Below are 25,463 nucleotides of genomic sequence, written 5' to 3' on the forward strand. Positions count from 1 at the left end.
TAATGCAGTAGGCGTAGCAGAAAGAAGAGGTGGAGTGGCATGAACACCGTAGAGCAGTGGAAACAGGAACAACATCCACTCGACATAATCGACGACGTCGAGCGATTCGCCGCGGAGGGAGTTCCATTCGAGAACCTCGAAGACCGGGCTGGTCCCGGCGTCTGGGAGCGGTTGAAGTGGGCGGGGATGTACGCCCACGGCAAGCACACGGGCTACTTCATGCTCCGGACGAAGGTTCCCGGCGGGTACCTCACCCCGGAACAGGCCGCCGTCATCGGTGAGGTTGCAGACGAGTTCGCAACTGCGCCCGACGAGTTTGGCGGCGCAGAACAGAACGAATTCTGGGGGGATGCGTACCTCGACATCACGACCCGACAGGACGTCCAAATGCACTGGATTCGACTCGAAGATGTTCCCGAGATCTGGCGACGGTACGACGCAGTCGGCCTGACGACGATTCAGGGATGTGGCGACGGGGCGCGAAACGTTCTCGGCTGTCCCGCGGCCGGCCTCGACGACCACGAGTGTTTCAACGCCCAGCCCGTTGTGGATGCCGTCTCTGACTTCTTCACAGGGAATCGTGAGTACGCGAACCTCCCCCGGAAGTTCAAGCTGACAATCACCGGATGTAGCCGCGATTGTGCACAGTCACAGATAAACGATATCGGACTCACGCCCGCCCGAAAGGAGTTCGATGGTGAGTCCTACTACGGCTTCCACGCCCGCGTCGGCGGGGGACTTTCCGACGGCCCTCGAATGGCCTCAGACCTGGATGTGTTCATCCGACCCGAAGACGCAGTCGAGTTCTGCCGTGCCGTCGCCCAGGTGTTCAAGGAACTTGGTGACCGGCACAACCGTGGCGTCTGTCGGATGCGCTACCTCGTCGAACAGCTCGGCCCGGAGCGATTCGAGGAGGCGATTCGCGCCCGGTGTGAGTCCCCACTTTACTCACGAGGAACGGACCTGACAACCGGGTACACCGGCGACCACGTTGGCGTCCACGACCAGAAGCAGGACGGCCTCAGATTCGTCGGCTTCAACGTCATCGCGGGTCGGATGGGCGGCGACGAGTTCGCCGCCGCCGCCCGCGCCGCCGCGGAGTACGGCACCGACGAGGCGTCGGTTCGCCTCGCCACCGACCAGAACTTCCTCATCTCTCACATCCCCGAGGCGAACGTCGAGGCGCTCGTCGCAGAACCGTTCGCCGCCGACTATCAGCCCGACCCCGGACCCTTCTCGCGAGGAGCGGTCGGCTGTACCGGCAGCGAGTTCTGTAACTACGGCATCATCGAGACGAAAAATCGGGTGCGTCGCTGGGCGCGGGAACTCGACGAGCGGGTGGCGGTCCCCGACGGCGTCGACGTGATTCGGATGCACATGAGCGGATGTTCGGCCTCCTGTGCGCAACCCCAAATCGCCGGCATCGGCTTTCGTGGAGAGACCGTGAAAGTCGAGGACGGTACGAGTACCAACGCTGAAGGTGACGCCATCGTCGAGGGCATGGACGTGGGCCTCGGGGGAAGTCTCGGAGCGGACAACGACTTCATCGACTGGGTGGAGACCGCCGTCCCCGCCAGTTCGGTGGTACCTGCGCTCGAACAGCTCTTTTCGGCTTACTCGACGGAGCGAACCGAGGGCGAGCGCTTCTACGAGTGGTGTCGACGCGTGGATAACGACCAACTGCGAACCATCATGCAGCACGCGGACGTGAACGTCTCGGGGGGTGTCGCCCATGAGGGATGAACCGTTTCCGGGCGTTCCCGGCAGAGAGACCTCGGCGGAAGCACGGACCGATGGGGGCGCGGTGAACGTAAGCGAGGACGGCAGCCTCGGCGACCTCACATTCACCCGGCCGGCGGAGGGAAAGAGCCAGGACGTAGAGGAGTCCGACCCGACCGTGCGGTGGGGCGTCCCTGATGGCGTCGATCTGGACACGCCGGGCTACTCGATTCGGGCGTCGATGAACGACATTGAGACACCAGACGAAAAGACGTGGTTCATGGAACTCGACGAAGCGGTCATCAGAGAAGACCGGTGTATCCAGTGTGGAACCTGCGTTGCCGCCTGCCCCTCGGACTCGATTGGCATCGGTGACGACGGTCTGCCAGAACTGGTCAAAATGTGTACCGGTTGTTCGCTGTGCTGGGATTTCTGCCCCCGCGGCGGCCTCCGCTACGAACGTCAGTGGAAGATTACCGGTGGCGACGACAACGTGAAAGGCGCGGGAGATCCTCTCACCGAATTCTCGGCGAAAGTGACCGACGACTGGCGCGAGAACGCCCAAGACGGCGGTGTCGTGACGGGCATCCTCAGTCACTTGCTAGAAGCCGGTGAAATAGATGGAGCGCTCATCGCCACCGAATCCGCAGACGAACCGTGGAAAGCCGAGAGTTTCCTCGCGACCACTCACGACGAGCTGGTCGCAAACGCCGGAAGCTTCTACAATCAGACGATGGCGCTCGGTAACCTCGACCTCGAACAGTGGGCGCACAAACTCCCCAACAAGCCGGTTTCCGAGTTGAGCCTCGCCGTGGTCGGGACACCATGCGAAATCGAGGGCATCCGCGCCCTACAGGACTTTGACTGGGATTACCAGAGTCAAGAGGAGGGGGTGCGCGCCATTTCCTACACCATCGCGCTGATGTGCACGAAGAACTTCAATTACCAGCGACTCATCGGCGAGCAATTGGAAGAAAAACGCGGCGTCTCACCGGACGAAATCGGTAAACTCGATGTGCTGCACGGGAAGATGATGGCCTACGACCACGACGGCGACCTCCTGGTCGAAGAGGACGTGGCGAACTTCCACGACGCCGCCCTCAAAGGCTGTGACGAGTGTGCCGACTTCACCGGCTACTGCGCGGACCTCACCGTTGGCTCCGTTGGGAGCAGCGACGAGTTTTCGAGCGTTATCATCCGCACGGAACAGGGGATGCGAGCGTGGGAACTCACCGAACCCGACCTCGAGTACCACGACTTAGAAGACCGGAGCGCGATTGGCAAACTACAGGGCTGGGACAAGAAGAAGGCCTTCGAGTCGCTAAAGCGACCGTTCGACCCGGACGCCCCACGATTCATCGACTACACCGACCACGCCGAGTGGTACGACACGAATCTGAACCCCCACGAATCGGACCACTGAGCGGAGAATCAGGCCCACTGTCCGAGAAAAAGCCTTTATCACCTGGACCGCCTATCCTCGCGTAACATGGTACTTGACAATCTCGGGAGCTCCCTGCGGGGCACCCTCGACAAACTCCGCGGCAAGTCTCGTCTCAGCAAGGAGGACGTCGAGGAGATCGTCAAGGAGATTCAACGCTCTCTCCTGCAGGCCGACGTCGACGTCGGCCTCGTGATGGAACTCTCCGACAACATCAAAACGCGCGCCCTGGAGGAAGAACCGCCGGGCGGCACCTCGGCGCGTGACCACGTCCTTCGCATCGTCTACGAGGAACTCGTGGACCTCGTCGGCGAGAGCACCGAACTCCCGCTCGAAAAACAGACCATCATGCTCGCGGGCCTCCAGGGGTCGGGGAAGACCACCTCCGCCGCGAAGATGGCGTGGTGGTTCTCGAAGAAGGGGCTTCGCCCCGCGGTCATCCAGACCGACACCTTCCGGCCGGGCGCCTACGACCAGGCCAAGGAGATGTGTCGCCGGGCGGAAGTCGATTTCTACGGCGACCCAGACGAGGAAGACCCGGTCAAAATCGCCCGCGAGGGCCTCGAAGCGACCAAAGACGCGGACGTGCAGATCGTGGACACCGCCGGTCGCCACGCGCTCGAAGCCAACCTCATCGACGAAATCGAGGAGATTCGCGCGGAAGTGAAACCCGACCGTTCGCTGCTCGTCTTAGACGCCGCAATCGGGCAGGGTGCAAAGGAACAGGCCCAGCAGTTCGACGAGTCGGTGGGTATCGACGGCGTCATCATCTCCAAACTCGACGGGACCGCGAAGGGTGGTGGGGCGCTCACCGCCGTCAAGGAGACGAACTCCTCTATCGCCTTCCTCGGGACGGGCGAGACCGTCCAGGACATCGAACGCTTCGAACCGAGCGGCTTCATCTCTCGCCTGCTCGGGATGGGTGACTTAAAACAGCTCACCGAGCGCGTCGAGCGCGCCATGGCGGAAACCCAGGAGGAGGACGAAGACTGGGACCCAGAGGACATGCTGAAAGGCACGTTCACCCTCCGGGACATGCGCCGGCAGATGCAGGCGATGAACAAGATGGGGCCGCTCGACCAGGTTCTCGACATGATTCCGGGCCTCGGCGGTGGGCTGAAAGACCAGCTGCCCGACGACGCGATGGACGTGACGAAAGACCGGATGCGCGTCTTCGAGTTCATCATGGACTCGATGACCGAAAACGAACTGGAGAACCCCCGGTCTATCAGTGCGAGTCAGGTGAAGCGAATCGCCCGCGGTTCTGGCACCTCCGAAGAGCAAGTGCGCGAACTGCTCCAGCAACACAAGATGATGGAGCGGACGCTCAAGCAGTTCAGCGGGATGGGCGATGGCGACATGCAACGGATGATGAAGCGCATGCAAAAACAGGGCGGTGGCGGAATGGGCGGTATGGGCGGCATGGGGCCGTTCTGAGTCGTTGTAAACTGGTTTTTTATTCCTGCGGCGGCACTGTCCTCACATGAGTGCCCGCGACATCGCGACCGAGGCGTACCGGGAAGCACTCCCGGCCCTCAGTCTGAGTGTCGTGGGCGGCCTGTTCGCCGGCGTCGTCCTCGGTGGAATGCGTGCTGAACTCCAAGACGTGCCCGGCCTCCTCGTGTTGATTCCCGCACTGCTCGCCACCCGCGGGAACGTTTACGGGTCGCTCGGTGCGCGAATTGCGACCGGACTCCACCAGGGGCTCGTCGAACCCCACGTGTTCAACGGCGACCGGAGGCTCCAGTCGGCGGTTGCAGCATCGATGGCGAATGGCATTCTCGCGAGTCTGTTCGCCGCCGCAGTCACGTTCTTCGTCCTCGGTGGTCTCTCCCGACCAGCCGCCCCCTTGCAAACGCTCCTCGCGATTGCGCTCATCGCGGGTTTGCTGTCGGGAACCGCCCTCTCCGTCGTCGTGGTGACAGTCGTGTTCGCTGGGTATCGGCGCGGCTACAACCCCGACACGCTCGTCGGTCCCGTCGTCACGACCACGGGCGACGTGTTCGGCCTCGCGTTCCTCCTGCTCGCCGTTCGAACCGTCCTCACCCTGGGGGTGGGCTGAGTGCCCACCGACTGGACGGTCCGCGCAATTACCCGCGCGCTGCTCCCCGTCTTGCTCCCGCTCACGCTGGTCGAAATCGGGAGCGGTCTCGTCCTCGGGACCTTCGAGAACACGCTGCTTCGCTATCCCTCGCTGCTCGTCCTCGTGCCCGTGACGATTGGCACCGCCGGCAACCTCGGAAGCATCCTCGCGGCTAGACTCTCGACCGCCTTCCACCTCGGACTCCTCTCCTTTGGCCGGGCCGACGAGACGCTGCTCGGGAACGCCCTCGCGACGATTGGCCTCGCCCTCACCGTCTTCCCCGTCGTCGGCGTCGGTGCGTGGCTCCTCTCGTGGCTCACCGTCGGGACCGACCTGCCGCTCAGAACCGTCTTTCTCGTCTCGCTTTCCAGCGGCGCGACACTAGCCGTCGTCGCCGTCCTCATCACCTTCGTCGCGACGTACGCGGCCTACCGGTTCGAACTCGACCCCGACGACGTGGTGATTCCCGTCGTGACCAACGCTTCTGACGTGCTCGGGGTCATCATCCTGTTTCTCGCCGTGCGCGTGTTCGTCTGAACCGACGAGCATTTGCGGGGTTCGCCCCGAGAGAGAAGTGTGCAGTCGCTCGTGGACCTCCTCTGGGTGGTCGGCCCCCGCGTCGCGAAGATTACGCTGTTCATCGCCATCGGCGTCTTCCTCGCGAATCTGGCGGTGGCGTTCGGCGCGGTGCGGAAGATTGCGGCCCTCTCACGGCCCCTCACCCACCCGGCGAACCTGCCAGAGGAGGTTGGCACCGCCATTCTGACGACAACGGCCTCGACCACCGCCGGGTACGGGATGCTCGCCGAGTTTCGCGAGTCGGGGATGCTCGACGACCGCGCCACCCTCGTCGCCGTCACCATAAACACGTTCTTCGGGTTCGCCCAGCACATCTTCACCTTCTACGCACCCGTCCTCATCCCGATTCTCGGGCTCGAAGTCGGGCTCATGTACGTCGGGACGCGGGCGCTCATCGCGCTCGCCATCACCCTCGTCGGCATCGCCGCCGGGGCGTTCTTGCTCTCTTCGCACAACGTGAACCACGAGGCCACGCCAGAAGACGTCGAAGCCCCCGGCCACGAAGCCACCTCGACGCGCGAAAAGCTGGAAGACGCAGGCCAGAACACGGCGTCGAAGATTCGCGACATCGTCCCCCGTCTGGCCATCATCTACACGCTCGTCGTGTTCCTCACCACACGCTACGATATCGCCGCAGCCACCGCGTTCGCAGACCCCCTCGTCGCCGTCGTCGGCCTCCCAATCGAAGCCGTCCCCGTCATCGCCGTCCTCACCCTCGACACGACGAACGGCGCACTCGTCCTCGCTCCACTCATCGAGAACGGGACGTTCACCCCCCGGGCCGCCGTGGCCACCATGCTCGTCGGAAGCATCGTCTCCTTCGCCGTCACCACGTTCAAACGCTCTATCCCCTTCCAGTACGGTATCTGGGGCGCGGAGTTCGGCTCGAAGGTCATCGCCGTGAACACCGGCCTGAAACTCGTGTTCATCTCTCTCGCTGTCGGTATCCTGCTCGCGCCCATCTGGTGACACCACAATACATTCACATCATATTTCTTCGAAAACAATTACCACCCCGCCGTCTGTAGCCACACGTGCTATGGACAACGAACTGTCTCGTCGCAGGTTCGTGACGCTCACTGCTGCGGCCGGCGCTGTGTCGGTCGCTGGCTGTACCTCTGGAAACGATGGTGGGGACACGACGACAACCGACGGCCAAACGACGACTGGTGACGGCAACGGAAACGGCGACCACTCGGTTCCCGACGACGCGAGCGTCGCCTTCGAGAGCCCAACGGACGGCGCGGCGCTGAAGAGCGCCGCCCAGGTCGTGATGAGCGCGGAGAACTTCGACATCGAACCTGCAGGCGAAGTCAAACAGGGCGCAGGCCACTTCCACGTCCTCATCGACACAGACCCCGTCGAGACCGGCGAAGTGATTCCAAACGACGACCAGCACCGCCACTTCGGCGACGGGTCGAAACAGACTGTCATCGACTTAGCATCCGGCGACCACACCCTGACCCTTCAAGTGGGCAACGGCGCACACGAAGCCCTCCCGCTCACCGACTCCATCGACGTCGCCGTGACTGACAACGCGACCATCAGCATCGACTCTCCCGACGACGGCGCAGAGAAAGAAAGCCCCGTCTCCGTCATCATGGGCGCAGAGAACTTCGCCATCCAGGAGGCTGGAGAAGTCAAACAGGACACCGGCCACTTCCACATCATCGTCGACGGCGAACCAGTAGAGACTGGCAAGCCAATCCCGAACGACGACACCCACCTCCACTACGGCAACGGCTCGAACGAAGTCGAAGTTGAACTCGAACCCGGCGAGCACAGGCTCACCGCACAGGCCGGCACCGGCGCTCACCTCGCCCTCCCGCTCACGGACGAGATCTCCGTGACCGTACCCGAGTAACCCCGAGGGTTCGAAGGGGGAGAAAGGGGTTGCAGGCGGTCGGTTTACGCTCTTTTTCGAGACGAAGTGATGCCTCTCTTCGAGCGCTGGCGACTCGACGAAAATGAACGTGCAATAGATTGTAAACGAGAATACGGGCCGGATGTGAACGCCGGTCGCGATCGTTTGAAAATCACGTCGTGATTTTCATAGCCCATCAGACTGCGAAGCAGTCTGCGGACGCTCCCTGGTTCACATCCTTGTCTGGTTGCTGTCGCTCACCAGATTGTTCGCGACACGAAAGCCAAGGGCCGGATTTGAACCGGCGATGGGCGGCTCTGCAGGCCGCTGCGTTTGGCCGGACTCTGCCACCTTGGCGCATCAATTGGTAGTGGGGTGAGTCGCTTAAGCGTAGCGGTCCACGACGAACCGCCAGACGCGAGCGTTGCCACTCGTCGTCTGTAAATACAAAAAGCCCAGCGCTCTCGCTACTGGGCTTGATGAATGAAGTATGAATGGAGGCGGCGAACCACTGGTTGCAGACCGTTATAACGGACTGTTCTCCAATTCCACCGGGACGAACCCTGCGTGTACTATGGATGGCAGTCCTGGGACTGTACCTTGTCACCCTTGCGGGTCAGCTCTCCCAGAGACTCTCGTACTCCAGTACTCACTGGAACGCAGGCGGGCTTATCTTCCGTGTTCGGGATGGGTACGGGAGTTGCCCCGCCGCTGTGGCCGCCTTAACGCCGATCTGTGGAATCGAACCACGGGCACCGTGTGTGGTGAACACCAGTTATCGGTGGTTATCGCTGTAATGTACGTGCAATCCAGTTTACGCCTGGACTCGTTCCGAAGTCCATCCGTAATGCGGTATGATTAAGTGGCGACCTGTTAGTGCTCGCGGGCTAAACGCCTCGTTGCCTCAGCGCGTACACCCCGAGTCTATCGAACTCGTCTTCTACGAGTGGTCTTAATAGTGCTTCTTTTTCAGGTGGGTTTCGAGCTTAGATGCATTCAGCTCTTACCCCTTGTTGCGTAGCTGCCCGGCACGTGCCCTTTCGGACAACCGGTACACCAGTGGCAACCATTCGTAGTTCCTCTCGTACTATACGAACGTTCCCGTCAAGCACCTTGCACCCCCAATAGATAGCAGCCGACCTGTCTCACGACGGTCTAAACCCAGCTCACGACCTCCTTTAATAGGCGAACAACCTCACCCTTGCCCGCTGCTGCACGGGCAGGATGGAGGGAACCGACATCGAGGTAGCAAGCCACCGGGTCGATATGTGCTCTTGCCGGTGACGACTCTGTTATCCCTAGGGTAGCTTTTCTGTCATCAATGGCCCGCATCGAGCGGGCTCATTGGTTCGCTAGACCACGCTTTCGCGTCAGCGTTCCTCGTTAGGAAGAACACTGTCAGACGACCTTATGCTCTTGCACTCTTCCTCGGGTCTCCGACCCGAGTGAGGTCATCTTAGGGCGCGCTCGATATCTTTTCAAGCGCGTACCGCCCCAGTCAAACTGCCCGGCTACCGGTGTCCTCCTCCCGGAGTGAGGGTCACAGTCACTAACGGGTAGTATTTCAGTGATGTCTCGGTGGCCCGCTAGCGCGGGTACCTGTGTAACGACTCCTACCTATCCTGCACATTAGCGACCATGTCCCAGCGACAGCCTGCAGTAAAGCTCCATAGGGTCTTCGCTTCCCCTTGGGGGTCTCCAGACTCCGCACTGGAATGTACAGTTCACCGGGCCCAACGTTGGGACAGTGGCGCTCTGGTTGATCCATTCATGCAAGCCGCTACTTAAGCGGCAAGGTACTACGCTACCTTAAGAGGGTCATAGTTACCCCCGCCGTTGACGGGTCCTTCGTCCTATTGTACTAGGTGTTCAGATACCCGCACTGGGCAGGATTCAGTGACCGTACGAGTCTTTTCAGATTTGCGGTCACCTATGTTGTTATTAGACAGTCCGAGCGCCCGAGTCACTGCGACCTGCCCCATTCCGGGGCAGGCATCCCTTATCGCGAACTTACGGGACTAATTTGCCGAATTCCCTAACGTCGGTTATTCCCGACAGGCCTTAGCTTTCTCCGCTATGGACACCTGTGTCGGTTCTCGGTACGATCATCATGATTGCCTTTTCACGGGCTCCAGGTTGGGTCGAGTTTCCCTATCCTGCCGTTCATCCGCTTCGTGCCATTACGGCTTCCACGGATTTGGACAGTTCGACCGGGCGAATGCCCGGCTCGACCGACCCCGAAGCGTCGGCTTTTAGTTCATGATGGCGCTGGAATATTAACCAGCTTCCCTTTTGTCTTACTCGAATTGCGGTAAGACTTAGGATCGGCTAACCCTCAGCTGACGAACATTGCTGAGGAACCCTTATCCATTCGGCCGTCGAGATTCTCACCCGACTATCGCTGCTACTATGGCCAGGATTTTCGTTACTATTCGGTCCACACGAGTTCTCACCCGTGCTTCCACCCAAACAGAATGCCAACCTACTGAATCACGATGTTACTCGTGCCGTCAGGTCTCGGTGGTAGACTTGAGCCCCGATCATTTTCGGCGCCTCGAACCTCGGCCGGTAAGCTGTTACGCTATTCTTAGAGGGTAGCTGCTTCTAAGCTCACCTCCCGGCTGTTTAGGGCTCGAGACCACCTTTAAATCGCACTTAGTCTACACTTGGGGACCTTAACCCGACTCTGGGTTGTCTCCCTCACGGTACACAGGCTTACCCCGCGCACCGGACTCCCAGCTTCGACAGCGTCTGTAGGTTCGGAGTTTGACAGGGGAGTCGACTCCTCTCGGAGGCGAGCTCCCCAATCGGTCGCTCTACCCCACAGACTACCTCAGCTGAGGTCATGCTTCGACATGTTTCGGTTGGAACCAGCTGTTTCCGAGTTCGATGGGCCTTTCACCCCTACACACAGATCACGGGAGGGTATTGTAGGACACCACCCCTAGCAGGCTTCCACATGGCTTTCGCCATGCTTCACCTTGCCCATGTGTAGATCACTCGGTTTCGGGTCGTGCCCGTTTGGCTCCCCGCACTTGAATACGGCGGCCCTCACGCAAAGCGCTGCGGCCATGTTGGTTTCCCTATGCCTTCCTCGATGCTCGAGTTAGACTCGCCAAACAAGCACACTCCCTGGCTCGTTTTTCAAAACGCACGACGGAACACCGGCTCTCTGAGATTCCTACTTAAGGTTCGCACCTTGTTCGTTTTTCTCAGAGCCTTTTATGCCCCGTCGCTCCATCACTGACTGATTTCAAGACCTATTGCACCTTCCTTCTCGGAGTGCTTTTCAGCGTTCGCTCACGCTACTTGTTCACTGTCGGTCTCAAGTTGTATTTAGTCTTGGCAGTAGATGCCTGCCTTATTGGCGAGGGATTTCCAACCCCCGCTACTCAGGTACTGGTGCACAGCATACTCATTTGTGTTACGGGGTTTTCACCCTGTATCACGCTCTGTTCCAAGAGACTTCACACAAAATTTCTGCTGATGAGTACCAGCCCATACACCACATTGCCCGAAGGCTTCGGTTTGGACTGTGTCGTCTTCACTCGCCGTTACTAACGACATCCCGATTTGGTTTCTTTTCCTGCTCCTACTAAGATGTTTCAATCCGGAGCGTTCCCCATTGCGCGAAGCAATTGTAAAGGGATTCCCATTAGGAAATCTGTAGTTCTTAGCCTCCGTGCGGCTCCCTACAGCTTTTCGCAGCTTGGCACGTCCTTCGTCGGCACTTGAGCCGAGCTATCCACCAGCCAGTATAGTTTCCACGATTGTTTGTTCCGGTTGTGACTCGGAACGCGTCCAGTGGACGTCTGGATTGCACGTACACACAGCGTCATCACGCACACATCGGGTAAGATGATGCGTTCAACCCTTCCCACTCGCGCTTACACGGAGTGGTGCATCGGTTCTTGCAGGGATTCAATCGTAGTGCCGTCTCCCACTTAAGGGACACGGTTCGGATTGAACCCATTTGCATGGACCCACAGGGATTCGAACCCTGGGCATCCTCCTTGCAAAGGAGGCACTCTACCACTGAGCTATGGGCCCGCCTTCCAACTGGAAGGCAGTTGTTAGCCTTGATAGTTCAAAGGTGCCCGACCGGTGAAACGCGGTCGAACGGTGAAACCAATTAAGGTGGGTCGGGCCGAAGCCCGATCCCGGTCTTTAGGAGGTGATCCAGCCGCAGATTCCCCTACGGCTACCTTGTTACGACTTAAGCCCCCTTGCGAAGCCCAGATTCGACCACCGTTTCGGTGGCCTCATCCGGACCTCACTCGGGTGCTTTGACGGGCGGTGTGTGCAAGGAGCAGGGACGTATTCACCGCACTCTTGTGAAATGCGATTACTACCGAATCCAGCTTCATGAGGGCGAGTTTCAGCCCTCAATCCGAACTACGATTGAGTTTAGGAGATTAGCGTCCTCTTTCGAGGTAGCAACCCATTGTCTCAACCATTGTAGCCCGCGTGTAGCCCAGCACATTCGGGGCATGCTGACCTACCGTTGCCCGTTCCTTCCTCCGCTTTGGCAGCGGCAGTCCACCTAATGTACCCAACCACCACAGGGGTGTTGCTGGCAATTAGGCGTGCGGGTCTCGCTCGTTGCCTGACTTAACAGGACGCCTCACGGTACGAGCTGACGGCGGCCATGCACCTCCTCTCAGTAGGTCAAGTAAGCTCATCACACTGACTTTCACTCCTACTGTCGATGCTGGTGAGATGTCCGGCGTTGAGTCCAATTAAACCGCAGGCTCCTCCGGTTGTAGTGCTCCCCCGCCAATTCCTTTAAGTTTCATCCTTGCGGACGTACTTCCCAGGCGGCTCGCTTCACGGCTTCCCTACGGCACAACACTGGCTCGTAGCCAGTGTCACACCTAGCGAGCATCGTTTACAGCTAGGACTACCCGGGTATCTAATCCGGTTCGAGACCCTAGCTTTCGTCCCTCACTGTCGGATCCGTTCTTCTGGAGTGCTTTCGCCATCGGTGGTCCGTCTAGGATTACAGGATTTCACTCCTACCCCGGACGTACCCTCCAGACCTCCCGGTCCCAAGCCGCACGGTTTCCGTTGGACGCCTGCTCGTTAAGCGAGCAGATTTCCCAACGGACCTGTGCGGCCAGCTACGGACGCTTTAGGCCCAATAATAGCGGTCATCACTTGAGCTGCCGGTATTACCGCGGCGGCTGGCACCGGTCTTGCCCAGCCCTTATTCGTGTACCACCTTACGGTACACAAAAGCGAGGACTGTATGCCCTCGCACTTGGGGTTCCCTTATCGCACTGTCGTGCAGTGTAAAGTTTTCGCGCCTGCTGCGCCCCGTAGGGCCCGGAATCTTGTCTCAGATTCCGTCTCCGAGCTCTTGCTCTCACAACTCGTACCGATTATCGGCACGGTGGGCCGTTACCCCACCGTCTACCTAATCGGCCGCAGTCACATCCTATGGCGCCGGAGCATTTCAAGGTCTAAGCATTCCAGCATAAGACCCCTATTTGACATTATCCTCAGTTTCCCGAGGTTATTTCAATCCATAGGGTAGTTTGACCACGTGTTACGGAGCTTTTCGCCACGAATCTAAATTCGTGCAACTAGCATGGCTAAATCGAACCCCAATAGCAATGACCTCCGGCAGGATCAACCGGAATGTTCCCCTGGTTAGACCAGGGGGGCGTGGCGGGAGCTGTGTAGAACACAGCTACCATATCGCTAAATCGCTATTGGTATCACAGTTCGACGACACACGATTACCGATCGGGTGTCACCGAACTATCAAGGCTAACATCAGATCCCATCTTTACGGCGGACCGCAGGGGTGGAATCCTCATTTCCTTCGGACCTGAACATACTCCGGGAAGGGTCATAAACCCTTCGAAGGGAGTTCGTCGGCCCATGAGTGGGGACGGGATTCAACCGTCGCCCAGTCACGCTTGCTTTCTGTCTGCATTCATTCGGAATGTCCTTACCCACTTAAGGGCGTCGGATTCCGATTCGAAGTTGGGTGTCGGAGGGTGGCTCCGACCTCCCGCGCTTCACATTACATCCGAATGCCCTTACACACTTAAGGGCATCGGAATCAGGCGGCCGCCGGGTGTCGATTTCCCAGCGCACCGCGCTTATTAATCCCGAATGCCCTTACACACTTAAGGGCTACGGATGCAATCCGGTGCAACGAGGCCAGGTCGGGGCGTCCGACCCTCCTGCGCTGCTTCACATTATTCCGGATGGGGGGGTTACACTTAAGGCCGTCGAACGAAGGCCGCTTCGTCATGCGGTTTCATGGGTACTGCAGGCACGACCCGAGAGAGGTTACTCACATAGAGGGTCGTCGAGACTGACCCGTCAGCGGGAACGACTGCGCCGGTGCTACTCGAGCTGTACAATGTCCCGATGAATGGTGTCGCGCGGATGGAGGCCGACCGGTCATCCCTCGCTTGTCGCGTCAGGTCTGGTCGGGTGTTGCCCGCGCATTTATCGATACGAGCAGGCACGGTAAAGGAGACTCGGTCGGGATCGACAGCAGTTGGTCACTGGTACATCCCACGTGTACGAGCCCGCACGGTACGCGAGCGTGTGGAAACAAGTACTAGCGCCGAAAAAATCGGATGACTGCGAGCTTAGATTTCTTCTAAGTGCTCGATTCCCTTCTTCGAGACGTTCGCCTCGGTGATGACTTTGGGCATCCAGTTTGGCTTGTCGTCGGGTGCTTCCTCCTTCCACGCCCACCCATCGTAGATGTGGACCTTGGTTGTCCCCTTCTCACGCAGCCGGAGTTCGGTCTTCTTCGCCGCACTCTCACTTTTGGCTGGTTTCAGGCGGCGTGCCGCTTTGAGTGCTGCCTGGCGTGGGGTTCGTCCCGAGAAGACGCTCGATTCTTTACCGTTCTTTTCGCGCAGGGCGAAGTTGCGCTTGGAATCCTCACTACGTGCCATGGTTTTGGCTCCATGTCAACCGAGCACATACCGCCTAATAAAGATATCCCCAAAATCGGGGGACTCCGACACCATCTTTATATAGTGGGTTGGCGCGGAACGGACCTACGAGGGCGAAATCCACCCGAAAACAGATGGCTGCAACCCTTGCACGCACCCCCTGTTTTAAATATGAGGAGCGATTCAGCGCGCTGAGAGTTCTCAGAAGACTGCTTCACGGTAGACTTAAGTATCCACTACAGCGAACCTGCCCATAAGATACCGCGATGGTACGGAAAAAGAAGCTCAGTCCGAGCGGGGCAAAAGACGAGAATGGGGAGTACCACAACGTACACCTGAACCTCCACGAAGACGAGTTGAAGGTTGCGGGGATGGACATCGGCGACGAAGTGTTCGTTCGCGTCCGCGAGGGAAAGATCATTATCCAGAAAGCAGACCAGGACAAGGTCGAACACGAGTTCTAGGGGTTCACAACCTTCCCACAAACCGCACCGACTGAGCCACGGCGTTCCGCACGCGGGCCGCGTTAGGGACAGGAGGGCTAAATTCGTCCGCCCCCTACAGGGAGGAGAGATGGTGCGCTCCCGGTTCGAACCCTCCGCCCGAACCCTCGACTGGACGCTGTTTCTCGTCGTGGCGCTCGAAGCCGCAACCGGCCTCGTGAGCCTCGTCTCCGGACGACCATCGGACGCTATCGTCTTCACCGTTCACGGCGTCGGTGGGTTCGTCCTGACCGTCCTCGTCCTCTGGAAATTACGGCGCGTCGCCCCACGCGTGAAGTCCCAAGTCGCAGGAACGAGGACGACTGCATTCTCACTCCTTCTCACCGTCGTGACCCTCGCCGCACTCGCGACAGGCATCTTCTGGGTGTTCGGTGGAGACTTCAGATTCCTACTCTGGAACGCGCTCAACGTCCACGTCGCCCTCGGATTACTCCTCGTTCCCATCCTCCTCCTACACCTACGGAGTCACTTCCATCGTCCCCGGCAGACCGACTTTACCAGCCGACGAACCGCCCTCCAGTACGGCGCACTCCTCGTGTTCGGCGCACTCGTCTGGCGCGTCCAGCAGGCGACAAACCGGTTGCTCTCGCTTCCCGGGGCGTCCCGACGGTTCACCGGGTCACGAGAACGGGGAAGTCTCGCCGGGAACGCCTTCCCCCTGACCAGCTGGGTCGCAGACGACCCCGACCCAATCGATATCGACGCGTGGACGCTCTCGGTTACGGGCCTCGTCGGGACACCACGGACATTGGCCTACGACGAGCTCACGCTCGACGCAGAGACACGAGCTGTCCTCGATTGCACGAGCGGCTGGTACTCCGACCACGACTGGCAAGGCGTACGCGTCGGGTCGCTGCTCGACCTCGCAGAATCAGGTCAGAACGCCCGCTGGGTGTCATTTCGCTCCGTGACGGGCTATCGCTGGAGCCTTCCCATCGCCGAGGCACGAGACGCGCTTCTCGCGACCCACGTAGACGGCGAACCGCTCGCCCACGGCCACGGCGCGCCGCTCAGGCTGGTCGCTCCGGGTCGGCGTGGCTTCCAGTGGGTCAAGTGGGTCACCGCAGTAGAAGTACGAGAAACGAGAGACGTGAGCGAGTGGCTCGCGATTTTCGTGAGCGGATTTACCGACGCTCCTCGGGAGTGACCGGCTTGCCGTCCTCCGTCGGAGGCGCGATGTGGTCGATGAAGGTCTCAGCATCCGGTTCACGCACGCGCACGCGAACCGACAAATCGCCCAATTCGCCGGGCTTTCCCACGGAGAAGTTGACGATGCCCTTGAACGCCGCCTGCTTCTTCAGGTCGAACGAGAACTTGTCGCCCTCGAGCGTGGCGAAGAACTCCCCACGGGCCGTGTCCAGAATCTGCTGTTTGTGCAGGCACTCCGAAAAGTGGTCCATGCTGTGGGCCTCGGCGACGAGTTCGCCAGGGTGGGTCGTCACCTCCGCCTCTGGAAAGAGCTTCGTGATGGCGTCCGCGACGCGGTCCGTTACCTCCGTCTGCTTTACTGGGGCCGTGATTTCGACGTCGACTGCGTAGATCATTCGTTGGTCTCCTTCGTGTTCGGATGGTCGTCGACTGCGTCGAGTCCGCCTTCGAGAAGGCGCCGAATCGTCTCGTGGAAGGCGTCGAGCGTCGCCGTGTTCTCGATGACCACGTCCGCACGCTCCATCGCCTCACCCATGCCGTAGCCAAGTTCTCGCTCGTCGCGTTCGCGGAGGTCTGCGCTGGCCTCCGCCGTCGGGTCGCGCCCCCGGTCTCGAATTCGAGCGAGGCGAGTCTCGAACGGCACCTCGATGCTCGCGAGGACGAACTGGTCGCCAAAAGCTTCCTCGAATCGTTCGACCTCCGCTCCACCGCGAATCCCATCGACTAGCACCACGTCACTGTCCGCCAAGTGCGCCTCGATGAGCGGGAGCGACCGGTCAGCGATGGCCGCGAGGCCGCCCTTCTCGCGAAGGTCCGTCGCCACCATCCCCATGTTGTCCTCCGTGATGTCGAGGCCGCGCTCGCGACACTCAGCCCGAATGACGTCCCCCATGGTCAACACGGGGATGTCGAGTTCGGCGGCGACGGTGGCCGCCTCGCTCTTCCCGCTTCCCGGCAATCCGACGATACCGATAACACGCATTACGTCGGCGTACTCGTGAGATGCGCATAAGCCCTCTGCTCCGGTCCAGCACACCTTTTCTCTCCGTCCCCCCTACAGGGTACGATGACTCAACGCTCCCTCCTCGTCCGCGCCCTCTGGTTCGTCGCCATCGGCTGGTGGCTCACCCCCGCCCTCATCAACATCGCCTGGGCACTCAACGCGACCATCATCCTCCTCCCACTGGGTATCAAGCTCATCAACCTCGTTCCAACCGCCCTCACGCTTAAAGAACCGCGCTCGCTCACGGTGCCGGAATCGGGCCGCGGGCAGTACTCGCTGCTATTGCGCCTCGTCTACTTCGTCCTCGTTGGCTGGTGGCTCAGTCTCGCGTGGGCCAACATTGCAGCCTTCTTCGCCATCACCATCATCGGCCTCCCGATTGCCTACTGGATGTTCAACCTGCTCCCGTTCGTCACCTCGCTGTATCGTTTCGACGGCTGAAATCACGGACCGCTACAATTTTTGGTCGTCACCGAGAACGACCGGTAGGGCACGTAGCTCAGTCCGGATAGAGCGTCGGACTTCTATCCCTGTCAGCGTCACGCTGGAAGGGGAAGACATCCGACGGTCGTGGGTTCAAATCCCATCGTGCTCGTTCGAAAATCGCTCCGCGATTTCTCACTCGCACGATGTACCTCGCAAACGCTTCGCGTTTGCTCAGTCCCATCGTGCTCGTCATCTCCGACGAACGACAGTGAGTCGTGAGTGACGACTCTCGTGGGGTTCGAATCCAGGAACAAGAGGTGAGCGAAGCGACGAAGTCACACTCGCGTCGCTCGCGTGACTCCCATCGTGCCCGCATGAACTTTTTGTTAGTCGGTTGATTAGTTACGGATGAATGGCCCTCCCTCACCTGCTGGTGCGGTCGGTTCACGTCCTCGCGATGGCGGTGGCCGTGGGCGGTGCGGTGGTCGTCTGGTGGCTGCTCAGAGCGAACGGCGGCCGAACGGAAGCCGTCCGCATCGCGACCGGCTACGAGTGGCTCTTCTGGGCGGCGATGGGCGTGTTGGTGGCGACGGGCGTGGGCAACCTCGGGGCGCTCGCTCCCGGCGTCCCCGGACCCGGAACCCAGTGGGGTGTCGTCTTCAATACGAAACTCCTCGCGGTGCTCGGCTTGCTCCTGCTCTCACTCGGTCGGACGGTCATCGTCGTCGAAATTCGGAAGCGAGTGGACACCGGAGCGAACCGCTTCCTCTCGCAGGCCTACGCCGTCACGACACTCTACTTACTCTCCCTGCTCGCGCTCGCGGAGGTGCTCGCCCATGGCTGAAGCCGACGCCGGAACCGTGACAGCTGAACGACCCCCGGACACACTACTCACCTTCGCGCTCGCCACATTCCACGTCTCGCTGCTCGGCGCTGTCGCCCTCGTCATTCTCCACTCGTCGGGCTCGGTAGGACGGTTGCTGGTCGGCCTCGATACGGCCGCCGGCCTCCTGCTGTTTCTCGCTCTCTGGGGCATCACATGGTGGACGACGCGATGGGTGCTCACCCACGCTCCGCTTGCTCCCGACGACCCGGACGGCGGAGTTGGACGAGCGCTGCTCTGGGGCTTCCTCGGCGGGGCCGTGACCGGCATCGGCTTCCTCCCGGTAGCGTTCGTCCTCTTCTTCCTCACCGCATTCGGCCTCGCCGTGTTTGCCAACCTCGCATCGTTCATCTTCCTCCTCTTTGGCATCCCCGTCGCCGCCATCGCAGGCGGACTCCTCGGCGCAACATTCGGCCTGCTCGACGCACTCGTCTACCGGGCGGCCACCGCGTTCGTCGCCTGACCGCCCGAGGGCAAGTTACCGGCCGGTAACTCCCACGTTATCCAAATTGGGGTGGTACGTATGGCCATGGCATCTACCACCGTCAGCCCGATAGCCCGTACGAATCTCACGATGGGCGACCTCGCGAGGCGGGGAGTGCTCGCCCTCGTGATTTCACTCGTCGCCGTCCTGATTGCCCGCGGAATCATCGGAGCACTGCTCACCGTCCCGACGGGGTTCGACCCCCTCAACTGGGGCGCAATCGTGTTCGTCACGACAATCTCAGCGGTGGGTGCGACAATCGTCTACGGGCTCTTAGACCGGTTCACGAAGCGGGTAACGCGGAACTTCCTCGTCGCCGCCGCAATCGCGTTCGTCGTCGAGACCATCCCGTTGTTCACGGTTGCCCCGCTGTTCCCGGGTGCTACCTCGACACTCATCGCGGTGACGTTGGGGCTGCACATCATCGTAGCCGTCGGCATCGTCGCATCGCTGCTTCGCGGCCCGGAACTGGTGAGGCGGCGACGGACAGCGACCTCTGTCGAGTGAGGGAAAAAGACAGCTCGCCCGAAAAAACGCGGTGAGAGCAGGTTACCCTTCGAACCCGTCCTCGAAAATAAACGTCCCGTTGCGCTGGACGACTTCTCCATCGACCTCGATGAAGGAGTTCTCGCTCATGTCTACGATCATGTCGACGTGGGTCGCGCTCTGGTTCGCCTCTTGGCCTTCGCCCACGCATTCGTCGTAGGCGCGGCCGACGGCCATGTGGACGGTGTCGCCCATCTTCTCGTCGAACAGCATGTTGTACGTGAATCGGTCGATATCACGGTTCATCCCGATGCCCAGTTCGCCGAGCCGCCGGGCTCCGTCGTCCGTGTTGAGGATGTTGGTGAGGACCTCCTCGTTCTTGTCCGCGGCGTGGTCTACCACTTTGCCGCCCTCGAATTTGAGCCACGCGCCGTTGACCTCGCGGCCCTGATGATAGAGCGGAAGGTCGAACAGAACCTCACCCTCGACCGAATCGGGGACGGGCGCGGTGAACACCTCGCCGCCGGGCATGTTGTGCTCGCCCCAGTCGTTAATGGTCTTCATCCCGTCCAGACGCATCGTCAAGTCGGTCGTGTCGCCGCTCACGATGCGAATCTCCGAGGCCGGGTCGAGAATCTCGACCATCTGCTCTTGGTGGGCGCGCTGGGCGTCCCAGTCTTTGTTGATGGCGTCCCAGACGAAGTTCTCGTAGCCTTCGAGGCTCATCTCCGCGAGTTGCGCGCTCCCGGTGCCCGGATACTGCGTCGCGACCCACCGCTTCGACAGGCGCTCTTCTAAGGTCGGCGACATGGCACGCGAGAACGCAGCCATGATTTCGGGACGCACGTCGCTCGTCTCAGTGGCGTTCACTTCGGTTCGAATCGAGATGTAGACGTCCATCTCTTCGTAGAGGGCCATGAGGTGGCTCGGCGTCTCGAAGTCCTCGGGATCGGAGGCGCGGAGGTACGCCCGAGAGGCGCGCGAGTCGCTCGCCATGTACACCGGGTTCGCTCCCTTGTCACCGACCAGTTCGTGGACAGCGACGGCGAGGTCCTGTGCGACGGCGGGTGCGACGATGACGACGTTGTCACCTTTTTCGACGCGCGTCGAGTGTTCGACGATGACCTGTGCGTGTTCGCGGATTCGCGGGTCCATACCGGATATTCATGCAGGTTCCGGATACCCCTTTCGGGTTTTGCCCTCTACCGGGGAGGAAGGCTGTACGCACGGGTCACGGTACGATTATCACGACAACCAGCGAACAGTATGGCAGTACAACATGGACTCCAATGCTGACTCGCCGCTCGCCACGTTCGCCGTCTCGCGGAGCGTTGCAGTCGAGTGGGCGGCACTCGGCACGGCGGGGTTCGTCGTCGCGCTGTTCGCCCTCGGCGGTCTCTACGCCACCGTCACAGGGCAGTCGGAAGCGGGCTTCTCGTTTTCCCTCTCCGACACGCACGGAGCGCTCGTGAACCTCGCGCTCGCCCTCCTGCTCAGTGGCGGGGTCATCGTCGTCCACGAACTCGTCCACGGCGTCGTGATGTCCCACTACGGCGGCCGCCCGAGCTACGGAGCGGGGGTGGCCCACTTCGTCCTGCCGTACGCCTACGCCACCAGTGACACCGCATTTTCCCGCAACCAGTTCATCGTCATCGCGCTCGCCCCCGTGGTCGTCATCACCGCCGTCGGCGTCCCGGTCATGTTCGCCCTCTCGTGGCCCGCGTTGCTGTTGCCCCTCGCGTTGAACATCGGCGGTGCGGTGGGTGATCTCTGGATGGTCACCACCCTCCGACGCTTCCCCACCAGCGTGACCGTGGTAGACGACGCGACCGGCCTCTCGGTCTACGGAGATGCGGCGGACACACCACCGGCACAGCCACGCGGTGTGGTTCGTGCCGCAGCGATGGGCTTTGGCGTGTCTGTCGGAATCCTCATCCTGCTTGCGCTCCTCGCGCCGATTCTCCTCGACGTAGCGGGCGTCACCGCGCTCAGCCTCGGCCCGCCGGAGACGCCCTGGAGCATCTTCCAATTCGAGAGCGGTCCCGACGGGTTTTCCTCCTCGCTCGGCCTCGGTGGCATTCTCGGGGTAAGCGGCGCGGTGGGCCTCGCCTACGGCCTGTTCGCCGCCGGTCGCACGCCGACCGCCTGACTGGACCACGACCTATTTCCACTGGCGCTCGAATCGTCTGATATGCTCGATTTACGAAGTGACACCGTGACGCGCCCCGACGACGCGATGCGGGAGGCGGCCGCGAACGCAGCGGTCGGCGACGACGTGTACGGCGAGGACCCGACGGTCAACGAACTCGAAGCCCGCGCCGCCGACGTCATCGGGAAGGAAGCGGCCCTGTTCGTCCCCTCCGGGACGATGGGCAACCAGATTGCAGCGAAGGTTCACACAGAGCCGGGCGACGAAGTGCTCGTCGAACGCGAGAGCCACATCTACAAGTGGGAACTCGGTGGCCTCGCCCAGCACTCCCAATTGCAGGTTCGCACCGTAGACGGCGGCGAGCGCGGCGTGCTCACGCCCGCAGCGATTCGGGAGAATTACGTCGAGGCGGACGATCACATGGCCGGCACCGGCCTCGTCTGCGTCGAAAACACCCACAACGCGAAGGGCGGTGTCGTCGTCTCACCCGACCAGATGGACGCGGCCGGGAAGGCGGCCCACAACCACGGCGTCCCGCTCCACGTGGACGGCGCACGCATCTTCAACGCCGCCGCGGCCGCCGACGTGCCCGCCAGTCGGTTAGTCGCGGAAGCCGACTCGGTCATGTTCTGCCTCTCGAAGGGCCTCGGAGCGCCCGTCGGGTCGATGCTCGCCGGCGACGAGGCGTTCATCGAAGCGGCCCGTCGCGTGCGAAAACTCATGGGCGGCGGCATGCGACAGGCGGGGATGATTGCCGCACCGGGCCTGCTGGCGCTCGAAAACCGCACGCGCCTCGCCGAGGACCACGAGAACGCGACGCGACTGGCCGCAGGGTTGCGAGGGCAGGGTTTCACCGTCCAGGAACCGGAGACGAACATCGTCCTCGTCGAGACGGGCGACCGGACGACCGACGAGTTCCTCGCAGCCTGTGAGGAAGCGGGCGTCCTCGGCGTCCCATTCGCGGCGGGCGTCGTGCGATTCTGTACGCACTGGGACGTCTCTCGTGAGGACGTAGACACAGCAATCGACGCCGTCGGGCGGGCGCTCGCCTAACGCCGGCCGCCGTCCATCCCCTCGCGGAAGGCGAGGAGCGTTCGTCGCATGAACAGATAGACAGCGAGGATGAACGAGAGGAACACCACGACGAGTCCGACGAGGACGAGCGTATTGGCGTCCATGCCAAATATCATGCAATTTCGTTCCCGCTACGCGGGGAAAGTCGTTTCGGGGTCGATCATGTGCAAACATTGATAGCTCCTGGCTCGAAACCGAGAGACGATGCCTTTGCTGCCCTCCTCCCCCTCGTCCGAGGCCGGCGACGATGCCGTCCCTCGCGTCATCGGCGTCGACAGCGAGGACGCAGACGCTCTCCTCGGGGCGCTCTCCTCGGAGACCGCCCGCCGAATCCTGACGGAACTGCACGACGAACCGGCCCACCCCTCTGCGCTCGCAGCCCGTATCGACTCGTCGCTCCAGAACGTCCAGTACCACCTGGAACGCCTCGAATCTGCGGGGGCGATTTCGGTCGTAGACACCATTTACTCGGAGAAGGGCCGTGAGATGAAGGTGTACGCTCCCGCGGACAAACCGCTGGTCATTTTCGCCGGGCGCGAACAGGAGACCGGCGGCCTGCGAAACGCCGTCGCCCGCCTGTTCTCCGGCGTCGCGATTCTCGCGGGTGCGAGTCTCGCCGTCCAGGCGTGGGCCGGTCGAAACGGCCTGGGACTGGGCGGCGGGAGCGACGAAAGCGCGACCCAGACGGCGACGACGGCCGCCCAGACGGCAACCGCCTCGGCAGACGGAGGCGGTGCCGGCGGCTTCAGCGTTGCCGAGGCAACGACGGAGGCCACGACGGAAACGGCCACACAGACCGCAGAAGCCGCGACGTACGCGACGGACGCCGCGACCACGGCGACACAGGGAGTTGGCCTTCCCCCCGGAGCCCTCTTCTTTGCCGGTGGGGCTATCGTGCTGCTCGCGTGGGCAGTAGTGACCTACAGGGATAGGTAAAATCCCTCTTTGACCTTACCGAGATTACATTTGCACAGGTTGCATACAGAGAACTGCGGCTGAAAAATGCCGGCCCGTACCCGCTGACGTCCGACCGTGTGGGGTCACGTCAGCCCTCCAAACGGACCTGCTGGCCGGTCACCCAGACGCCCTCGACATCACGGTGTCGAACGGCTCGTGGCGACCACCCAGCAGCACATCATCTCTCTATCGAAAACGTGTCGAAGGCCGCCCCGGTTGGTTCGATGAGGCGGCCTTCCACGTGGTCATCGAAAACCTCGAGCTCCGCGTGCGCCGGCCGATACCAGCGCGGGTCCGCGTGGCTGCCCGGATTCAGAAACCCGATGTCACCCCGTACTTCGTAGCCCGGCTGATGGGAGTGGCCGAATACGACGAGGTCCGCGTTCGACTGTCGTCCGAACATCGTGAGCGACGTGTCCGTGTGGCGATGGCCGTGCGTGAGGGCGATTCTGAGGCCGTCGAACTCAACGACGCGCTCTGCGGGGAGTCGCTCGCGGACGGCGCTCACGTCCGAGTTTCCGTACACCCCTTCGAGCCGCGTTGCTTCTTCCTCGAAGGCGTCGAGTGCGGCGGCGGTGTAGAAGTCGCCCGCGTGGAGCACGAGGTCGGCCTCGGCGACGGCGTCGAGCGTGCGCCCGCTGAGGCAGTGGCCCGCGTCGCCGTGGGTGTCTGAGACGACCGTAATCATGCCGGTTACTACGCATCGGTGACACATGACTCCCCCGGAACGATTTTTGCCCCGGGATGACAGGTATCGATAATGGCCGGAAGCAAATCCGTCGTCTACGCCGCTCTGTTCGCGAACGGAGCGATTTCTGTGCTCAAGTTCTTCGGCTTCCTGCTCACGGGAAGCCCCGCGATGCTCTCCGAGACGTACCACTCGATTTCCGACACCGGGAATCAAGTGTTCCTCCTCATCGGCATTCGTTACGGCGAGAAAGAAGCCAGTCGCGACCACCCCTTCGGTTACGGGAAAGCGCAGTTCTTCTACTCGTTTCTCGTGAGCGTTCTTCTGTTCGGCATCGCCGGATGGGAGAGCGCGCGCCACGGTTACGACGCCATCATGCACCCGCATGTCCCGAGCACCGGGTCTGTCACCTTGCTCGGCGCGACCGTCCCCTCCGTCTGGGTGAACTACGCAGTCCTCATCGGCGCGATTCTGTTCGAGAGTTACGCGTTCAAGAAAGCCTACGACGCGATGAAAAAGCAAATCGACCAGCACGAGTGGTCTGGCTTCCGTGAAGCGTTCAAAAAGACGAGCGACGTGACGACGCTGACGGCGCTCACCGAGGACACCATCGCGCTCGGCGGGGCCGGTATCGCCCTCGGGGGTATCTATCTCACTCGCGTGACCGGAAACCCGATTTACGACGCCACCGCCGCGCTCCTCATCGGCCTCATGCTCATGTCCTTCGCCGTCGCCCTCGCGTGGGAGAACAAGCGTCTGCTGCTCGGCGAGAGCCTCCCGATGACCGAAGAACAGGACCTGCGGGACATCGTCCGCAACTGGAAGGGCGTCGAGAAAATCGAAGACTTTCGGACGGTCTACTTCGGCCCCGAGCAGCTCATCGTGGTCGCAGACGTGGCCTTTAGAAATGGCTTCGACACCGAGGAAATCGACGATATCATCACCGAGATGGAGGACGCCCTCAAGGCCGAAGAACCGGGCGTGAAGAAGGTGTACATCGAGCCCGAAGTGCTCGAGTGAACCGGTGGCGGCCACTTCCGTTCCGGTCG

Annotated in this window: 23 protein-coding genes, 3 tRNA genes and 3 rRNA genes; 18 read left to right on the forward strand and 11 right to left on the reverse strand. The window is 61.2% G+C overall.

The annotated features are described in order from the left end of the window. The first annotated feature begins 39 nt into the window (after window positions 1-39). From P1M51_RS14565 to P1M51_RS14595, 7 genes are all read left to right on the forward strand, one after another. Window positions 40-1,743, forward strand: a complete 1,704-nt coding sequence (locus P1M51_RS14565; protein ID WP_276245895.1) for a nitrite/sulfite reductase — start codon at window positions 40-42, stop codon at window positions 1,741-1,743. Then, on the forward strand, window positions 1,733-3,142 hold the full coding sequence (locus tag P1M51_RS14570) for a Coenzyme F420 hydrogenase/dehydrogenase, beta subunit C-terminal domain (RefSeq protein ID WP_276245896.1): 1,410 nt from the start codon (window positions 1,733-1,735) through the stop codon (window positions 3,140-3,142). Before P1M51_RS14565 ends, P1M51_RS14570 begins: the two co-directional genes overlap by 11 nt. A gap of 66 nt (window positions 3,143-3,208) precedes the next feature. Beyond that, complete coding sequence (locus P1M51_RS14575) at window positions 3,209-4,597, forward strand: signal recognition particle protein Srp54 (protein ID WP_276245897.1); 1,389 nt, start codon at window positions 3,209-3,211, stop codon at window positions 4,595-4,597. Window positions 4,598-4,643: 46 nt separating this feature from the next. Then, window positions 4,644-5,222 carry a magnesium transporter gene (locus P1M51_RS14580; RefSeq protein WP_276245898.1) on the forward strand — a complete coding sequence of 193 codons (579 nt, stop codon included), beginning with the start codon at window positions 4,644-4,646 and terminating at the stop codon, window positions 5,220-5,222. Beyond that, entirely contained in the window at window positions 5,223-5,780 is a 558-nt protein-coding gene (locus P1M51_RS14585; protein ID WP_276245899.1) for a magnesium transporter, read from the forward strand. 39 nt (window positions 5,781-5,819) lie between these two features. Next, a complete protein-coding gene (locus P1M51_RS14590) occupies window positions 5,820-6,791 on the forward strand; it encodes a nucleoside recognition protein (RefSeq protein WP_276245900.1) in 972 nt (323 codons plus the stop codon). A gap of 70 nt (window positions 6,792-6,861) precedes the next feature. Continuing rightward, window positions 6,862-7,686: a DUF4399 domain-containing protein gene (locus P1M51_RS14595; protein WP_276274659.1), complete on the forward strand. Its 825-nt coding sequence runs from the start codon at window positions 6,862-6,864 to the stop codon at window positions 7,684-7,686. A gap of 281 nt (window positions 7,687-7,967) precedes the next feature. Here P1M51_RS14595 and P1M51_RS14600 read toward each other — a convergent pair. The 6 genes from P1M51_RS14600 to P1M51_RS14625 form a co-directional block, all read right to left on the reverse strand. Continuing rightward, window positions 7,968-8,043 (reverse strand) — tRNA-Cys (locus tag P1M51_RS14600). A gap of 249 nt (window positions 8,044-8,292) precedes the next feature. Then, a 5S ribosomal RNA gene (gene rrf, locus P1M51_RS14605) occupies window positions 8,293-8,411 on the reverse strand. Window positions 8,412-8,543: 132 nt separating this feature from the next. Beyond that, a 23S ribosomal RNA gene (locus P1M51_RS14610) occupies window positions 8,544-11,459 on the reverse strand. Window positions 11,460-11,664: 205 nt separating this feature from the next. Then, window positions 11,665-11,736 (reverse strand) — tRNA-Ala (locus P1M51_RS14615). Window positions 11,737-11,855: 119 nt separating this feature from the next. Next, window positions 11,856-13,328, reverse strand: a 16S ribosomal RNA gene (locus P1M51_RS14620). The 16S, 23S and 5S rRNA genes sit together here with 2 tRNA genes alongside, the layout of an rRNA operon. 969 nt (window positions 13,329-14,297) lie before the next feature. Then, window positions 14,298-14,612: a non-histone chromosomal MC1 family protein gene (locus P1M51_RS14625; protein ID WP_276245902.1), complete on the reverse strand. Its 315-nt coding sequence runs from the start codon at window positions 14,610-14,612 to the stop codon at window positions 14,298-14,300. A 266-nt stretch (window positions 14,613-14,878) separates the two neighbouring features. Here P1M51_RS14625 and P1M51_RS14630 point away from each other — a divergent pair, with 266 nt between their 5' ends. Then, on the forward strand, window positions 14,879-15,076 hold the full coding sequence (locus P1M51_RS14630; RefSeq protein ID WP_276245903.1) for a hypothetical protein: 198 nt from the start codon (window positions 14,879-14,881) through the stop codon (window positions 15,074-15,076). 109 nt (window positions 15,077-15,185) lie between these two features. Continuing rightward, a complete protein-coding gene (locus P1M51_RS14635; RefSeq protein WP_276245904.1) occupies window positions 15,186-16,262 on the forward strand; it encodes a molybdopterin-dependent oxidoreductase in 1,077 nt (358 codons plus the stop codon). On the opposite strand, the gene P1M51_RS14640 is transcribed toward P1M51_RS14635, so the two are convergent. Beyond that, on the reverse strand, window positions 16,240-16,659 hold the full coding sequence (locus tag P1M51_RS14640) for an RNA-binding domain-containing protein (protein ID WP_276245905.1): 420 nt from the start codon (window positions 16,657-16,659) through the stop codon (window positions 16,240-16,242). The two genes, P1M51_RS14635 and P1M51_RS14640, sit on opposite strands and share 23 nt — an antisense overlap. Continuing rightward, a complete protein-coding gene (locus P1M51_RS14645) occupies window positions 16,656-17,246 on the reverse strand; it encodes an AAA family ATPase (protein ID WP_276245906.1) in 591 nt (196 codons plus the stop codon). Before P1M51_RS14645 ends, P1M51_RS14640 begins: the two co-directional genes overlap by 4 nt. Window positions 17,247-17,330: 84 nt before the next feature. Here P1M51_RS14645 and P1M51_RS14650 point away from each other — a divergent pair, with 84 nt between their 5' ends. The 5 genes from P1M51_RS14650 (at window position 17,331) to P1M51_RS14670 (ending at window position 19,567) form a co-directional block, all read left to right on the forward strand. Continuing rightward, entirely contained in the window at window positions 17,331-17,708 is a 378-nt protein-coding gene (locus P1M51_RS14650; RefSeq protein WP_276245907.1) for a YccF domain-containing protein, read from the forward strand. 47 nt (window positions 17,709-17,755) lie between these two features. Then, window positions 17,756-17,862 (forward strand) — tRNA-Arg (locus tag P1M51_RS14655). A gap of 243 nt (window positions 17,863-18,105) precedes the next feature. Then, window positions 18,106-18,537, forward strand: a complete 432-nt coding sequence (locus P1M51_RS14660; RefSeq protein ID WP_276245908.1) for a hypothetical protein — start codon at window positions 18,106-18,108, stop codon at window positions 18,535-18,537. Further along, entirely contained in the window at window positions 18,530-19,039 is a 510-nt protein-coding gene (locus P1M51_RS14665) for a hypothetical protein (protein ID WP_276245909.1), read from the forward strand. The genes P1M51_RS14660 and P1M51_RS14665 overlap by 8 nt, the downstream gene beginning before the upstream one ends. Window positions 19,040-19,105: 66 nt before the next feature. Further along, window positions 19,106-19,567, forward strand: a complete 462-nt coding sequence (locus P1M51_RS14670) for a DUF6069 family protein (protein WP_276245910.1) — start codon at window positions 19,106-19,108, stop codon at window positions 19,565-19,567. A gap of 42 nt (window positions 19,568-19,609) precedes the next feature. Here the strand turns inward: P1M51_RS14670 and P1M51_RS14675 are convergent, their stop codons facing one another. After that, entirely contained in the window at window positions 19,610-20,701 is a 1,092-nt protein-coding gene (locus P1M51_RS14675) for an aminopeptidase (RefSeq protein ID WP_276245911.1), read from the reverse strand. Window positions 20,702-20,825: 124 nt separating this feature from the next. Here P1M51_RS14675 and P1M51_RS14680 point away from each other — a divergent pair, with 124 nt between their 5' ends. Next, window positions 20,826-21,695: a DUF3267 domain-containing protein gene (locus P1M51_RS14680; protein ID WP_276245912.1), complete on the forward strand. Its 870-nt coding sequence runs from the start codon at window positions 20,826-20,828 to the stop codon at window positions 21,693-21,695. A 42-nt stretch (window positions 21,696-21,737) separates the two neighbouring features. After that, window positions 21,738-22,748, forward strand: coding sequence for a low specificity L-threonine aldolase (locus P1M51_RS14685; RefSeq protein WP_276245913.1), 1,011 nt, complete (start codon window positions 21,738-21,740; stop codon window positions 22,746-22,748). On the opposite strand, the gene P1M51_RS14690 is transcribed toward P1M51_RS14685, so the two are convergent. Continuing rightward, the gene (locus P1M51_RS14690; protein ID WP_276245914.1) at window positions 22,745-22,885 is read right to left on the reverse strand and encodes a hypothetical protein; all 141 of its coding nucleotides are present in this window, start codon (window positions 22,883-22,885) and stop codon (window positions 22,745-22,747) included. The two genes, P1M51_RS14685 and P1M51_RS14690, sit on opposite strands and share 4 nt — an antisense overlap. Before the next feature lie 88 nt (window positions 22,886-22,973). Here P1M51_RS14690 and P1M51_RS14695 point away from each other — a divergent pair, with 88 nt between their 5' ends. Then, window positions 22,974-23,705, forward strand: a complete 732-nt coding sequence (locus P1M51_RS14695) for a winged helix-turn-helix domain-containing protein (RefSeq protein ID WP_276245915.1) — start codon at window positions 22,974-22,976, stop codon at window positions 23,703-23,705. Between the two features lie 199 nt (window positions 23,706-23,904). On the opposite strand, the gene P1M51_RS14700 is transcribed toward P1M51_RS14695, so the two are convergent. Continuing rightward, the gene (locus P1M51_RS14700; protein WP_276245916.1) at window positions 23,905-24,414 is read right to left on the reverse strand and encodes a metallophosphoesterase; all 510 of its coding nucleotides are present in this window, start codon (window positions 24,412-24,414) and stop codon (window positions 23,905-23,907) included. A 72-nt stretch (window positions 24,415-24,486) separates the two neighbouring features. On the opposite strand from P1M51_RS14700, the gene P1M51_RS14705 reads away from it, so the two are divergent. Further along, on the forward strand, window positions 24,487-25,434 hold the full coding sequence (locus P1M51_RS14705; protein ID WP_276245917.1) for a cation diffusion facilitator family transporter: 948 nt from the start codon (window positions 24,487-24,489) through the stop codon (window positions 25,432-25,434). The last annotated feature ends 29 nt before the right edge of the window (window positions 25,435-25,463 follow it).

The organism is Haladaptatus sp. QDMS2 (assembly GCF_029338295.1).
Lineage (GTDB): Archaea > Halobacteriota > Halobacteria > Halobacteriales > Halococcaceae > QDMS2.

What these genes read in the sequence shown, in the direction of transcription:
- P1M51_RS14645 (WP_276245906.1), bottom strand. Translation starts at nt 17,246, where the DNA reads ATGCGTGTTATCGGTATCGTCGGATTGCCGGGAAGCGGGAAGAGCGAG.
- P1M51_RS14640 (WP_276245905.1), bottom strand. Translation starts at nt 16,659, where the DNA reads ATGATCTACGCAGTCGACGTCGAAATCACGGCCCCAGTAAAGCAGACG.
- P1M51_RS14685 (WP_276245913.1), top strand. Translation starts at nt 21,738, where the DNA reads ATGCTCGATTTACGAAGTGACACCGTGACGCGCCCCGACGACGCGATG.
- P1M51_RS14565 (WP_276245895.1), top strand. Translation starts at nt 40, where the DNA reads ATGAACACCGTAGAGCAGTGGAAACAGGAACAACATCCACTCGACATA.
- P1M51_RS14650 (WP_276245907.1), top strand. Translation starts at nt 17,331, where the DNA reads ATGACTCAACGCTCCCTCCTCGTCCGCGCCCTCTGGTTCGTCGCCATC.
- P1M51_RS14705 (WP_276245917.1), top strand. Translation starts at nt 24,487, where the DNA reads ATGGCCGGAAGCAAATCCGTCGTCTACGCCGCTCTGTTCGCGAACGGA.
- P1M51_RS14575 (WP_276245897.1), top strand. Translation starts at nt 3,209, where the DNA reads ATGGTACTTGACAATCTCGGGAGCTCCCTGCGGGGCACCCTCGACAAA.
- P1M51_RS14570 (WP_276245896.1), top strand. Translation starts at nt 1,733, where the DNA reads ATGAGGGATGAACCGTTTCCGGGCGTTCCCGGCAGAGAGACCTCGGCG.
- P1M51_RS14700 (WP_276245916.1), bottom strand. Translation starts at nt 24,414, where the DNA reads ATGATTACGGTCGTCTCAGACACCCACGGCGACGCGGGCCACTGCCTC.
- P1M51_RS14595 (WP_276274659.1), top strand. Translation starts at nt 6,862, where the DNA reads ATGGACAACGAACTGTCTCGTCGCAGGTTCGTGACGCTCACTGCTGCG.
- P1M51_RS14625 (WP_276245902.1), bottom strand. Translation starts at nt 14,612, where the DNA reads ATGGCACGTAGTGAGGATTCCAAGCGCAACTTCGCCCTGCGCGAAAAG.
- P1M51_RS14630 (WP_276245903.1), top strand. Translation starts at nt 14,879, where the DNA reads ATGGTACGGAAAAAGAAGCTCAGTCCGAGCGGGGCAAAAGACGAGAAT.
- P1M51_RS14670 (WP_276245910.1), top strand. Translation starts at nt 19,106, where the DNA reads ATGGCATCTACCACCGTCAGCCCGATAGCCCGTACGAATCTCACGATG.
- P1M51_RS14665 (WP_276245909.1), top strand. Translation starts at nt 18,530, where the DNA reads ATGGCTGAAGCCGACGCCGGAACCGTGACAGCTGAACGACCCCCGGAC.
- P1M51_RS14695 (WP_276245915.1), top strand. Translation starts at nt 22,974, where the DNA reads ATGCCTTTGCTGCCCTCCTCCCCCTCGTCCGAGGCCGGCGACGATGCC.
- P1M51_RS14680 (WP_276245912.1), top strand. Translation starts at nt 20,826, where the DNA reads ATGGACTCCAATGCTGACTCGCCGCTCGCCACGTTCGCCGTCTCGCGG.
- P1M51_RS14580 (WP_276245898.1), top strand. Translation starts at nt 4,644, where the DNA reads ATGAGTGCCCGCGACATCGCGACCGAGGCGTACCGGGAAGCACTCCCG.
- P1M51_RS14675 (WP_276245911.1), bottom strand. Translation starts at nt 20,701, where the DNA reads ATGGACCCGCGAATCCGCGAACACGCACAGGTCATCGTCGAACACTCG.
- P1M51_RS14635 (WP_276245904.1), top strand. Translation starts at nt 15,186, where the DNA reads ATGGTGCGCTCCCGGTTCGAACCCTCCGCCCGAACCCTCGACTGGACG.
- P1M51_RS14690 (WP_276245914.1), bottom strand. Translation starts at nt 22,885, where the DNA reads ATGATATTTGGCATGGACGCCAATACGCTCGTCCTCGTCGGACTCGTC.
- P1M51_RS14660 (WP_276245908.1), top strand. Translation starts at nt 18,106, where the DNA reads ATGGCCCTCCCTCACCTGCTGGTGCGGTCGGTTCACGTCCTCGCGATG.